Raw genomic sequence first — 13,061 nt, 5'->3', positions numbered from 1 at the left:
ACGTTGGCCGCAATCTCCGGCTTATGCCAGCTGCTTGCGCGCGATATCGGCGATTTTCACGCTCCACTCGGCCGGGCCGGTATTGTGCACCGAGGTGCCACAGGAATCCACGGCCACGGTCACCGGCATATCCTGCACGTCGAACTCGTAGATCGCCTCCATGCCCAGGTCCTCGAAGCCGACCACGCGGGACGCCTTGATCGCCTTGGACACGAGATAAGCCGAGCCGCCGACCGCCATCAGGTACACCGCCTTGTTGTCCTTGATCGCTTCGATCGCCGCCGGGCCGCGCTCGGCCTTGCCGATCATGCCGAGCAGGCCGGTCTGTTCCAGCATCTGGCGGGTGAACTTGTCCATGCGCGTGGCGGTGGTGGGGCCGGCCGGGCCGACCACTTCGTCACGCACCGGATCCACCGGGCCGACGTAATAGATGAAGCGATTGGTGAAGTCCACCGGCAGCTTCTCGCCCTTGTTCAGCATGTCCACCATGCGCTTGTGCGCGGCGTCACGGCCGGTCAGGATCTTGCCGTTGAGCAAGAGCACGTCGCCCGGCTGCCAGCTGGCCACTTCTTCGCGGGTGATGTTGTTGAGGTCGACACGCTTGCCGTTGCTGGTGTCGTAGGTGATTTCCGGCCAGTCTTCCAGCTTCGGTGTTTCCAGGTGCGCCGGGCCGCTGCCGTCCAGATGGAAGTGGATGTGGCGGGTGGCGGCGCAGTTCGGGATCATCGCCACCGGCAAGGATGCCGCGTGGGTCGGGTAATCGAGGATCTTCACGTCCAGCACCGTGGTCAGGCCGCCCAGGCCCTGCGCGCCGATGCCCAGCGCATTGACCTTGTCGAAGATTTCCAGACGCAGCGCTTCGACGCGGCTCAGCTCTTCACCCTTGGCGGCTTTCGCCTTCAGCTCGTGGATGTCGACGTGGTCCATCAGCGATTCCTTGGCCAGCAGCATCGCCTTTTCCGGCGTGCCGCCGATACCGATGCCGAGGATGCCCGGCGGACACCAGCCGGCGCCCATGGTCGGCACGGTCTTGATCACCCAGTCGACGATGGAGTCGGACGGGTTCAGCGCGTAGAACTTGGACTTGTTCTCCGAGCCGCCGCCCTTGGCGGCGCAGATCACTTCCACGCCGTCGCCTTCGACGATCTCGAAGTGCACCACCGCCGGGGTGTTGTCCTTGGAGTTCTTGCGCAGGCCGGCCGGATCCAGCAGCACCGAGGCGCGCAGCTTGTTGTCCGGGTTGTTGTAGGCGCGACGCACGCCTTCGTTGACCATTTCCTGCACGGAGAGGGTGCTGTCCCACTGCACCTTCATGCCCACCTTCAGGAACACCACGGCGATGCCGGTATCCTGGCAGATCGGACGACGGCCTTCGGCACACATGCGGCTGTTGATCAGGATCTGCGCCATCGCGTCCTTGGCGGCGGGGCTTTCCTCGTGCTGATACGCCTTGTACAGCGCGTCAATGTAATCCTTGGGGTGATAGCAACTGATGTACTGAAAAGCATCGGCGATGCTCTGGATAAAGTCTTCCTGACGGATGATAGCCATTGATGTGTTCTCCAGCGTAGCGGCTGTGGGGATAACCGCCCCATTTTAGGGACTTACGCTGCGCTGCGCCATGCTGGAATGCTTGAAGATTGCCCGGCTTGCGTTCATGCTGCCGTTTGTCAAAAAATCATCAGGGCATCATGATGCCGCGCCCGCTGTTACCGCTGTTGCTGTGCCTGCTGTGGCTGCCCGCCCCGGCCACGGCGGCCGTCATCCACGCCGTCACCACCGAATTCCCGCCGTTCCAGAGCGAGCAGCCGGCGCCGTGGGGGCTGGCGCCGTGGGGACTGGCTCTGGAAGCGGCGCAAGCGCTGGCGGCGCGCAACGGCGATACGCTGAACGTGCAGTTCCTGCCGTGGCCGCGCGCCTACCAGATGGCGGAGACCACGCCCGGGCTGCTGATCTTCTGCCTGGGCCGCACGCCGCAGCGCGAGGCGCGCTATGGCTGGATCGGGCGCATCGCCAATGGCGACGCCAGGCTGTGGCGCCTGGCCAGCCGCCCCGAGGTCAACCCCGCCACGCTGCAGCAGGCACAGCGCTGGCAGCTGGGCGTGACCGCGCGGGACATGAAGGCGGACTACCTGCTGCAACAGGGTTTTGCCTACGAGCGCAACCTGCAGCAAAGCAGCGACGATCTGTCCAATATCCGCAAGCTGTACGCCGGCCGCATCGACCTGCTGCCGTTCTCCAATTCCCTGGTGCTGGCGTGGCGTGCGCGCGAGCTGGGACTGGACCCGCAACAGCTGCAGCCGGTGCTGCCGCTGCCGGCGCTGTCCACCCCGCTGTACCTCGCGTTCAGCCCCGGCACCGCGCCGCAACTGAGCCGCCGTTATGCCCGCCTGTTCCGCCTGCTGCAGCGCGAGGGTGTGTTCGAGCGCCTGCGCCAGCGCCTGCAATTGCCGCGCGAGACGCTGCCCGGCGACTGAGCCGTTTCCGGCACGCCTTGTACGCCCTGAACGCCCGGCACCCACGGTAAGCCGCTCGCCGGCGCCGCCGGCCAAAAGCGAACGCCTCTCCCTACCACCAGGGCCGGCGTCAGTTGCTATAACCGCTATACGATCCCTGCCTTGTCTTCCTGCCGGAGCCGTCATGAGCGAAGCCTTTCCCCGCGGACTCAGCCACAGCGTTGCCCGCGCCCGGCTGGCCGCCGAAGGCGCCAACGAGCTGGGCACCGAGCAGCGCCGCAGCCTGGCCGCCATCGCCGGCGAGGTGGTGCGCGAGCCGATGTTCCTGCTGCTGCTCGGCGCCGGCGCCATCTATCTGGCGATGGGCGACGCGCACGAGGCGCTGATCCTGCTCGGCTTCGTCGCCATCATCATGACCGTCACCATCGTGCAGGAGCGGCGCACCGAGAACGCGCTGGAGGCGCTGCGCGAGCTGTCCAGCCCGCGCGCGCTGGTGATCCGCGACGGCGAGGCGCAGCGCATCGCCGGGCGCGAGGTGGTGCGCGACGACATCCTGATCCTCAGCGAGGGCGACCGCATTCCGGCCGACGGCGTGGTGCTGCAGGCGCACGAGCTGGCCACCGACGAATCCATGCTCAGCGGCGAATCGGAGCCGGTGGCCAAGTTCGGCCAGCGCGAGCCGGCCTACGCCGGCACGCTGGTGGTGCGTGGCCAGGGCCTGCTGCAGGTGTGCGCCACCGGCCAGCGCACCGAGCTGGGCCGTATCGGCAAATCGCTGACCAGCATCGCCGTCGAGGCCTCGCCGCTGCGCGACGAGATCGCGCGGCTGACGCGGCAGCTGGCGCTCTTGGGTGTCGGCCTGTGCCTGCTGCTGGCGCTGCTGTACTGGCTGCTGCGCGACAGCTGGCTGGACGCGCTGCTGGCCGGCATCACGCTGGCGATGGGTATCCTGCCGCAGGAATTCCCGGTGATCATGATCGTGTTCCTGGCGCTGGGCGCGCGCCGCATCGCCAGCCACCAGGTGCTGACCCGGCGCCTGAATGCCATCGAGACGCTGGGGGAAACCACGGTGCTGTGTGTCGACAAGACCGGCACCCTGACGCAGAACCGCATGGCGCTGGCGGCACTGGCGGTGGACGGCCAGCTGCTGGACACCGGCCGGCTGCCCGGCGGCGAGCTGCCGGAGGCCTACCACGAGCTGCTGGAGTACGCGGTGCTGGCCAGCGAGATCGAGCCGCACGACCCGATGGAACAGGCCTTCCACCACTACGCGCGCACCCATCTGGCCGACACCGGACACCTGCACCCGGCGTGGTCGCTGGCGCGCGAGTACGAGCTGTCGCCGGCGCTGCTGGCGATGTCGCACCTGTGGCGGCAGGGCGGCGGCGACGACGACGTGGTCGCCGCCAAGGGCGCGCCGGAGGCGATCGCCGAGCTGTGCCACCTGCCGGACGCGGCGCGCGCGCGCCTGATCGCGGACGCGACGCGGCTGGCCGACCGCGGCCTGCGCGTGCTGGCCATCGCCAAGGCGCGGCACAGCCCGCAGCGGGCGTGGCCGGCGCTACAGCATGATTTCGACTTCACGCTGCTCGGCCTCGCCGGCTTTGCCGACCCGCTGCGCCCGGAGGTGCCTGCCGCCATCCGCGAGTGCCGGCAGGCCGGCATCCGCGTGCTGATGATCACCGGCGACCACCCGCACACCGCGCGCGCCATTGCCCGCCAGGCCGGCATCGCCAGCCGCGGCACGCTGACCGGCGCCGAGCTTGCGGCACTGGGCGACGATGCGGCCAACCTTGGCCGGCAGCTGGCCGGCATCAACGTGTTCGCGCGCGTCACGCCGCAGCAGAAGCTGGCCATCGTCAACGCGCTGAAGGCCGCCGGCGAGGTGGTGGCGATGACCGGTGACGGCGTCAACGACGCGCCGGCGCTGAAGGCGGCGCACATCGGCATCGCGATGGGCAAGCGCGGCACGGATGTCGCACGCGAAGCCGCCGCGCTGGTGTTGCTGGACGACGACTTCACCGCCATCGTGGCCGCGATCCGCCTCGGGCGGCGCATCTTCGCCAACCTGCGCCAGGCGATGAGCTACACGCTGGCGGTGCACGTGCCCATCATCGGGCTGTCGATGCTGCCGCTGCTGTTCGGCATGCCGCTGATCCTGGCGCCGATCCACATCGCCTTCCTGGAGCTGCTGATCGACCCGGCCTGCTCCATCGTGTTCGAGGCCGAGAGCGAACGACCGCAGCAGATGCAGCAGCCGCCACGCCACACCGGCGAGGCGCTGCTGTCGCTGCCGCAGGTGTGGCTGGCGCTGGCGCAGGGCGCGCTGGTGCTGCTCAGCTGCGGCGTCGCCTACGCCGCCAGCCTGGCGGCGGCGCTCGACGACGCCACCGCGCGGACGCTGGCCTTCATCGTGCTGGTCAGCGCCAATGCGCTGCTGATCCTGCCCAACCGCTCGGCGCAGAGCGGCTGGCGGGCGCTGTTCGGCGGGCTGTCGGCGGTGGCGGCGTGGGTGCTGGGTGGCACCCTGCTCAGCCTGCTGCTGATCACCGACATCCCGGCGCTGGCCGGCGCCTTCGGCTTCGTGCCGCCGGCGCCGGGGCTGTGGCTGGCGGCGTTCGCGCTGGGCTGCGCCACCCTGCTGCTGCTGGAAGGCAGCAAGCACGTCGCCGGCAGGTTCTGAGGTTGACGATCAGGATGAGACGGTAAGGGTGTGCCAAGCGGCATCGGCCTGCCATTGCTGGCACCACTGCGGGAAGGCGTCGGCAGCCAGTGGCCGTGCAATGCCGTAGCCCTGCACCACGCGGCAGCCAAGCCGGCGCAGCAGCGCGCCGTGCTGCAGCGTCTCCACCCCTTCGGCGATCACCTGCCGCCCGAATACCGTTGCCAACTGGATGACGCCTTCGACGATGCCCAGATCGTCGGCATCATTGAGCATGTCGCGCACGAAGCTCTGGTCGATCTTGAGGGTATCGACCGGCAGCTTGCGCAGATAGGTCAGCGACGAATAGCCGGTACCGAAATCATCCAGCGCAAAGTGCACGCCCAACTGGCGGCAGCGCTGCAGGACGACAACCGCCTGCTCCATGTCGGCGATGGCTGCCGTCTCCAGCACCTCCAGTTCCAGGTGCGCCGGCGGCACGTTGCCGTGGCGCTGCAGCGCACGCGCCAGATCGGCACAGAAAGTCGGCGCCAGCAGGTAGCCGGCGCTGACGTTGACGCTGACGTGCATCGACAGCCCGATGTCGTGCCATGCCGAGGCCTGTGCCAACGCAGTGTTGATCACCCACTCGTCGACCGCGTTCTCCAGCTCGCTGCCATGCAGCAGCGGCAGAAACTCCCCCGGCAGCAGCAAGCCACGCTCGGGGTGATGCCAGCGGATCAGCGCCTCGGCACCGATGATGTCGCCACTTTCCAGGTCCACCTTGGGCTGGTAGTAGAGCACGAACTCGCCGTTGGCCAGGGCATGGCGCAGCAGTTCCAGCTCCTTGCGGTGCGCCTGCGCCTTGCGGTCGATCTCCGGATCGAATATCTGGTAACGGTTCTTGCCGGCATTCTTGGCCAGGTACATCGCCTGGTCGGCGTGGCGCAGCAGGGTGTCGGCATCGACATTGTCCTGCGGATAGAGACTGACGCCGATGCTGGCCGAGACGCACACCGCCACATCGCCAAGACGCACCTCCTGCCGGATCGCTGCCAGCAACCGTTCCAGCACCAGCGCACATTCGCCGGTGCCGGCCACATCAACCAGCAGTACCACGAACTCGTCGCCGCCCAGGCGTGCCAGGGTATCGTCGGCGCGCAGCACCGTCTTCAGGCTGTCGGTGACACCGGCCAGCAAGCGGTCGCCGGCAGCATGTCCGTGCCGGTCGTTGATGGTCTTGAACCCGTCAAGGTCCAGAAAACAGACGGCACAGGATTTGCCGCTGCGTGCACTGTGCCGGATCGCCTGTCCCAGCCGGTCGGACAGCAGGCGCCGGTTCGGCAGGCCGGTCAGCGGGTCGTAATTGGCAATGCGCTCCAGCTCGGCCTCGTGCGCCTTCTGCTGGCTGATATCGGCAAAAATGCCGATGTAGTGACAGATCCGGCCCGACTCGTCACGCACCACCGAGATGGTCAGCAGCTCGGGATAGCAGTCGCCGCTCTTGCGCCGGTTCCAGATTTCGCCGCGCCAGAAATCCTGCTGCAGCACCGAATCCCACATCGCGCGGTAAAAAGCCGTATCGTGCCGCCCGGATGACAGCATTCGCGGCGAGCGGCCAATGGCCTCGTCCGCGCGGTAGCCGGTAATACGCGAGAAGGCGGCGTTGACCTTGGTAATCAGGCCATCCGGGTTGACCACGATGATGCCCTCGTAGCTGCCATCGAACACCACCGCCGCCTCTCTCAGCGCCAGCTCGGACTGCTTGCGCCCGGTGATATCGCGCGAGATGCCGAACAGGCCGCAGATGTGGCCGTTGCCATCGTACATCGGCCCCTTGGTGACCAGAAACGCCATCGCCTTGCCATCGGGCAGCACCAGGTGCTCTTCGCCGGTCTGCACCACACCGGCGGCCATGATGTCACGATCCTTCGCCATCAGCGCCTGCGCCGAGGCCGCATCGAACAGCTCGCGGTCATCGTGGCCAAGGATGTCGCGTACCGGCTTGCCGACAATGGCGGCAGTAGCGGCATTGGCCAGCAAATAGCGCCCCTGCCCGTCCTTGACGAATACGGCATCGGTGGTGCCGGTTACCACCACGTCCAGCAGGCGGCGGCTGTGCTCCTGCCTGGCCAGCGACTGGTGCAGCAAGCCGCTCAGCAGGCTGACGCCGATGCCGTTGAGCACCAGGGATATCCATTGCAGCTGCACATAGGGGGACGATGCCGCACTGTGGAAGTGCGGCTGGGCAACCAGATCGGTAACCAGCGCGGAGAGTGCGGTGGCAAACAGCCCCGGCCCCAGCCCGCCCAGCAGCGCGCACAGCACGATAGGCAACATGAACAGGATCAGTATCGGCCGGGTGCTGAAGTCAAACGGAATGTAAAGGCGCAGCAGCAGCACCGCAGCGGTAATTGCCACCGCAAAGACATAAAAAAGCCAGTGCAGCCGCCGCCGGAGCCCCATGCCGGGTGCCAGCGTAGCTGCACGGGCTGCGGCGCTGGCCGGCGGCACCGCATGCAGCAGGATAAAGAATACCGCCGCCGTGGCAATGACGAAGAATATGCCCTTGGCAGTCGACAGCCGGGTCAGGGCGCCGGCATCGGTAAACAGCAGCAGCATGCGGTCGGACAATAGAATCCACAACAGCCCGAGCACGGCATAGCCGATGGTCGATAGCAGGATAAAACGATTACGGGGGCTACCTGTCATGCCACATTCATCCTTGGTTGCACACCGGTACGGCATACCGGCGGGGTGCGGCAAGGCGGCCATGCCGCCGCAACCGCCAAGCACCACATCCGGATGCATGTTACCTGAAGCCGCCGCCGCTCATGCCAACGGCTGCGGACTGGCGTGGCGTTTATACCGCACCGCGAATGCGGCCATCTTCACCCGGCATCCTGCAGCCGGCGCGAACCATCCGGTCCGGCAGCACCGTTGCGGCCAACCTTGCCGCGACCACCAGGGTTGGCCGCAAGCCGGCGGCAACGATACCAGGTACGCCATCGCAGCCGTACCGGTAAAAACATGTCATGACAAACAATCGCCATAAAAAGGGATATGCCCGCATCGAACGATGCGGGGCTTGCTCTGGCGATGACAGAATGACAAGGTTGGCCGCAGGCTGCGGCCAACCTTGGGCTCAGCCTGCGGCGACGCCGCTGCGGATCAGGTGGTCGAAGGCACCGAGCGCGGCCTTGGCGCCCTCGCCCATGGCGATGATGATCTGCTTGTACGGCACGTCGGTGACGTCACCGGCGGCGAACACGCCGGGCACGGTGGTGTCCTGCTGGCGGCCGATCAGAACCTCGCCACGGCTGGACAGCTCGACCGAACCCTTGAGCCAACCGGTATTCGGCAGCAGGCCGATCTGCACGAAGATGCCTTCCAGTTCGATATGGCGGGCCTCGCCGCCGGCACGGTCGATGTAGTCGATGCCGTTCACCTTGCCGCCGTCGCCGGTCACTGCGGTGGTCTGCGCCTGCAGGATGATGGTCACGTTGGGCAGGCTGCGCAGCTTGTGCTGCAGCACCGCGTCGGCACGCATGGCGTCGCCGAATTCCAGCAGCGTGACATGCGACACGATGCCGGCGAGATCGATGGCCGCTTCCACGCCGGAGTTGCCGCCCCCCACCACCGCCACACGCTTGCCCTTGAACAGCGGGCCGTCGCAGTGCGGGCAGTAGGCCACGCCCTTGTTGCGGTATTCCTGTTCGCCCGGCACGTTCATTTCGCGCCAGCGCGCGCCGGTGGCGATGATCACGGTTTTGGCGCGCAGCGTGGCGCCGCTTTGCAGCTGGATTTCGGTCAGCCCGCTGGCGCTTTCACTGGCCGGAACCAGCTTGCTGGCGCGCTGCAGGTTCATCACGTCCACGTCGTACTCCTTCACGTGCTGTTCCAGCGCCAGCGCCAGTTTCGGGCCTTCGGTTTCCTTCACCGAAATGAAGTTCTCGATGCCCAGGGTATCCAGCACCTGGCCGCCGAAGCGCTCGGCCACCACGCCGGTGCGGATGCCCTTGCGCGCGGTGTAGATGGCGGCGGCGGCGCCAGCCGGGCCGCCGCCGACCACCAGCACGTCGAACGCGTCTTTACTGGCGATTTTTTCCGCCTCGCGCGCCGCGGCGCCGGTGTCGAGTCTGGCGACGATCTCTTCCAGCCCCATGCGGCCCTGGCCGAACACCTCGCCATTCAGGTACACGGTCGGCACCGACATGATCTGGCGGGCGGCTACCTCGTCCTGGAACAGCGCGCCGTCGATCATGCTGTGGCGGATGCCGGGGTTGAGCACCGCCATCAGGTTCAGCGCCTGCACCACGTCCGGGCAGTTCTGGCACGACAGCGAGATATAGGTTTCGAAGCGGTATTCGCCGCCCAGGTCCTTGATCTGGGCAATCAGCTCCTGTCCGGCCTTGGACGGATGGCCGCCCACCTGCAGCAGTGCCAGCACCAGCGAGGTGAATTCGTGGCCCAGCGGTACGCCGACAAACTGCACGCGGGCCGTGTCTTCACCCTTGCGGCCAACGGTGAACGACGGCTGGCGGCTGGCCGTGCCGTCAAAATGCACGCTGACCTTGTCGGACAGGCCGGCGATGTCGGCCAGCAGGCCGCGCACTTCTTCGTCCTTGGCGCCGGCGCCCAGGCTGGCCACCAGCTCGATCGGCTGTTGCAACTTGGTCAGGTAAGCTTGCAGTTGGGTCTTGATAGTGTTGTCCAGCATGATGTGCTCCTTGGTATACGGGTACCCGGGAAAGCGGCCCCAAGGTTGGCCGCAAGGCCGTTTTCCGGGGCACCCGGCAATGAATGTCGGGTGATTGGCAAACCGGCCGGAGAGAGTCAGCCGGCTTGCCGGGGCGCTGCCGGAGCAGCGCGGCGGAAACTCAGATTTTGCCGACCAGGTCCAGCGATGGTGCCAAGGTGGCATCGCCTTCCTGCCACTTGGCCGGGCACACTTCGCCCGGGTGCGCGGCCACGTACTGGGCGGCCTTCACCTTGCGCAGCAGCTCGGCGGCATCGCGCCCCACGCCACCGGCGTTGATTTCCACGATCTGGATCTTGCCTGCCGGGTCGATCACGAAGGTGCCGCGGTCGGCGAGGCCGGCTTCCTCGATCAGCACGCCGAAGTTGCGGGCGATCAGGTGGGTCGGGTCGGCCAGCATCGGGTACTGGATCTTCTTGATGGTGTCGGACGTGTCATGCCACGCCTTGTGGGTGAAGTGGGTGTCGGTGGACACCGAGTAGATCTCCACGCCCAGCTTCTGGAATTCCGGGTACAGGTCAGCCAGGTCGCCCAGCTCGGTCGGGCACACGAAGGTGAAGTCGGCCGGGTAGAAGAAGACAACAGACCATTTGCCCAGCAGGGTTTGGTCGGTCACGTCGATGAACTGGCCGTTATGGAAGGCTTTGCTGGCAAACGGTTTGATCTGGCTGTTGATGATGGACATGCTTCGCTCCTTGGCATTGGGTTAGTCGTTATCGACGGATGGATGATGCCGGATAGCAATAGCAAATTCCAATTGATTGTTTTTTTCGAATAGTTTTATTTTTCTTATTACGCCATTGCCCGCCCTGCCGCACGGCAGGAATACCAAGGTCTGTTGACGTTTCGTTTGTGGATCGCAAAACGAAACGTCAACAGACCCTACGGTTCAGAGCGGCCGGCTCAGGACTTCAGATGGGTAAAGCAGCCGGCTGCCACCACCACATGCGGCCAACCCTGGGCTGCCCATGCGCCGCGCGCTGTCATCAAACTGACCGACACTCCTGCAATGCTGCATGCGCAGCACAGGGCCTGCCTGTCACACTGGCGCAACTTGTCACAATGCCTTACCATTCTGCGCGCTCATTTGTCATTAAACCAATAAAATAGCCCGGAACAGCCTGTGCTGCATCCGGTCAACACCTGTGGCAACCCGGTCCGCCGCGTTGCCATGCTTATCACGAGGAATACCATGTCATTGAAACAGCGACTCCTGTTTTTTGTCGCCATCCTGCTGGCGATTGCCATCGCGCTGCTGTCCGCGCTCTCCTACCAGCGCATGCGCGGCGAGATCATCCACGGCGTGCAGCAGGAGCTGGACGCCGCCATCGCCGGCAACGGCGAGGCGCTCGGCCGCTGGCTGGCCCAGCGCCGCGACGCCATCGAGTCAACAGCCAACCGCCTCGCCGATGTCGATGCCAGCGCGCCCTACCCGTTCCTGCAGCAGGGCAAGGACGCCGGTCACTTCGACCAGCTGTTCGCCGGCTACGCCGACAAGGCGATGCACTACCACACACCTGACAAACAGCCGGCCGACGGCTATGACCCGACCGCGCGGCCGTGGTACCAGCTGGCGACTGCACAAAGAGGCGCTGCCGTCACCGCGCCCTACGTGTTCAGCAGCACACAGAAGCTGGGCGTGACCGTGGCCAGCCCGATCCTGCGCGGCGGCGCGCAGATCGGCGTGGTCGGCGGCGACATCGCGCTGGACGGGCTGACCGCTGTGGTGAAGGCGATCAGGCTGCGCGGCGACGGTTATGCCTTCCTGGTCACGCGCGACGGCAAGATCGTCAGCCACCCGGCGGCCGGTTCCACCCTCAAGCCGGTGGCCGAGGTGATGCCGGGCTTTGACCCCGCGCTGGTGAGCGCCGCCGGCAACAGCCCGACGCTGCATGAAGTGGAGATCGATGGCCGCAGCCACTACGCCGAGGTCGCCAGCGTCGCCGGCAGCGACTGGGTGCTGGGCACGGTGGTGGAGAAGGACGTAATGCTGGCGCCGCTGAACCAGCTGCTGCTGACGCTGGTGCTGGCCGGCCTCGCGGTCGCGGTGATCGGCATCGTGCTGGCCAACTTCGCCCTCACCCGCCTGCTGGCCAGCCTGGTGCGGCTGCGCGATGCGCTGCTGGATGTCGCCACCGGCGACGGCGACCTGACCCACCAGCTGGTGGTGGACAAGCAGGACGAAATCGGCCAGACCGCCGAGGCGTTCAACCGCTTCATCGGCAGCCTGCGACAGATGTTCCTGGAAGTGCGCGAGCACTCGGTATCGCTCAACGGCGGCATCGACGCGCTGAACGGCATCACCCGCCAGCTGGCCAGCGATTCGAAGCAGCAGGCCGACGCCTCCAGCGCCACCGCCGCCACCATCGAACAGATCACCGTCAGCATCAACCACATCGCCGGCAACGCCACCTCGGCGGAAGAGGTGGTGGTGCAGACCGGGCAGACCTCGCGCCAGTCGGCGCAGGCGGTGGGCGAGCTGGCCGGCGGCATCGAGCGCATCGCCGGCCAGGTCGGCCAGCTGGCCACCACCCTCGGCGCGCTGGGACAGCGTTCGGCACAGATGGACCAGATCATCAGTGTGATCAAGGACATTGCCGACCAGACCAACCTGCTGGCGCTGAACGCGGCGATCGAGGCGGCGCGCGCCGGCGAGACCGGACGCGGCTTCGCGGTGGTGGCCGACGAGGTGCGCAAGCTGGCCGAGCGCACCGCCAAGGCTACGGTGGAGATCGGCGAGCTGATCGACGCCACCCATCACGATGTGGAATCGGCGCTGGGCGGCATGGAAGACACCCGGCAATCGGTGCAGCACGGGGTCAGCGCCTCGCGCCAGGTCGCCGGGCAGATGGCCGGCATTGAGGACGAGGTGTCGCGCGTGGTGCTCACCATCCGCGACATCGCCGACGCCACCCGTGAACAGTCGATCGCCACCACCGACATGGCGCGCGCGGCAGAGACCGCCAACCACATGGCGATCGAAACCGACCAGGCGGTGCAGAGTGCCACCCGCACCGTGGACGAACTGCACCAGCTGTCCAATCACCTGCACGGCATGGTGGCGCGCTTCCGCCTCTGAGCGCTATCCGCCGCATGACAAGGTTGGCCGCAGCGTCCGCGCTGCGGCCAACCTTTTTGCTTTTGGCCCCACCTCGGCCGCCTTCCGCACTGCCTCCTGTTCACCGGCCCTGACACGGCCAGCCGG

The 13,061-nt window shown here is 66.5% G+C and carries 8 protein-coding genes; 3 read left to right on the top strand and 5 right to left on the bottom strand.

Features of this window, described 5'->3' with window-relative positions; translation table 11 throughout:
• Nucleotides 1-21 precede the first annotated feature (21 nt).
• Nucleotides 22-1,551, bottom strand: a complete 1,530-nt coding sequence (locus tag IE083_RS10190) for a fumarate hydratase (protein WP_189353499.1) — start codon at nucleotides 1,549-1,551, stop codon at nucleotides 22-24.
• A gap of 140 nt (nucleotides 1,552-1,691) precedes the next feature.
• On the opposite strand from IE083_RS10190, the gene IE083_RS10185 reads away from it, so the two are divergent.
• Together IE083_RS10185 and IE083_RS10180 are read left to right on the top strand one after the other, a co-directional pair.
• Nucleotides 1,692-2,477 carry a transporter substrate-binding domain-containing protein gene (locus IE083_RS10185; RefSeq protein ID WP_189353498.1) on the top strand — a complete coding sequence of 262 codons (786 nt, stop codon included), beginning with the start codon at nucleotides 1,692-1,694 and terminating at the stop codon, nucleotides 2,475-2,477.
• A gap of 163 nt (nucleotides 2,478-2,640) precedes the next feature.
• Nucleotides 2,641-5,139 (top strand): cation-translocating P-type ATPase, encoded by a 2,499-nt coding sequence (locus IE083_RS10180; protein WP_189353497.1) that lies wholly within the window; start codon nucleotides 2,641-2,643, stop codon nucleotides 5,137-5,139.
• 9 nt (nucleotides 5,140-5,148) lie between these two features.
• On the opposite strand, the gene IE083_RS10175 is transcribed toward IE083_RS10180, so the two are convergent.
• From IE083_RS10175 to ahpC, 4 genes are all read right to left on the bottom strand, one after another.
• The gene (locus IE083_RS10175; RefSeq protein ID WP_189353496.1) at nucleotides 5,149-7,809 is read right to left on the bottom strand and encodes an EAL domain-containing protein; all 2,661 of its coding nucleotides are present in this window, start codon (nucleotides 7,807-7,809) and stop codon (nucleotides 5,149-5,151) included.
• A 151-nt stretch (nucleotides 7,810-7,960) separates the two neighbouring features.
• The gene (locus tag IE083_RS10170; protein WP_189353495.1) at nucleotides 7,961-8,134 is read right to left on the bottom strand and encodes a hypothetical protein; all 174 of its coding nucleotides are present in this window, start codon (nucleotides 8,132-8,134) and stop codon (nucleotides 7,961-7,963) included.
• Between the two features lie 108 nt (nucleotides 8,135-8,242).
• A complete protein-coding gene (gene ahpF, locus IE083_RS10165) occupies nucleotides 8,243-9,817 on the bottom strand; it encodes an alkyl hydroperoxide reductase subunit F (RefSeq protein WP_189353494.1) in 1,575 nt (524 codons plus the stop codon).
• 160 nt (nucleotides 9,818-9,977) lie between these two features.
• Nucleotides 9,978-10,541: an alkyl hydroperoxide reductase subunit C gene (gene ahpC, locus IE083_RS10160; protein WP_189353493.1), complete on the bottom strand. Its 564-nt coding sequence runs from the start codon at nucleotides 10,539-10,541 to the stop codon at nucleotides 9,978-9,980.
• 513 nt (nucleotides 10,542-11,054) lie between these two features.
• Here ahpC and IE083_RS10155 point away from each other — a divergent pair.
• Complete coding sequence (locus IE083_RS10155) at nucleotides 11,055-12,935, top strand: methyl-accepting chemotaxis protein (protein WP_229799709.1); 1,881 nt, start codon at nucleotides 11,055-11,057, stop codon at nucleotides 12,933-12,935.
• Nucleotides 12,936-13,061 lie beyond the last annotated feature (126 nt).

Origin of the sequence: Vogesella fluminis, assembly GCF_014652335.1 — a bacterium.
Taxonomy (GTDB): domain Bacteria; phylum Pseudomonadota; class Gammaproteobacteria; order Burkholderiales; family Chromobacteriaceae; genus Vogesella; species Vogesella fluminis.
The sequence above is the reverse complement of the archived record's forward strand: the minus strand, read 5'-3'. Positions and strand labels throughout refer to the sequence as shown.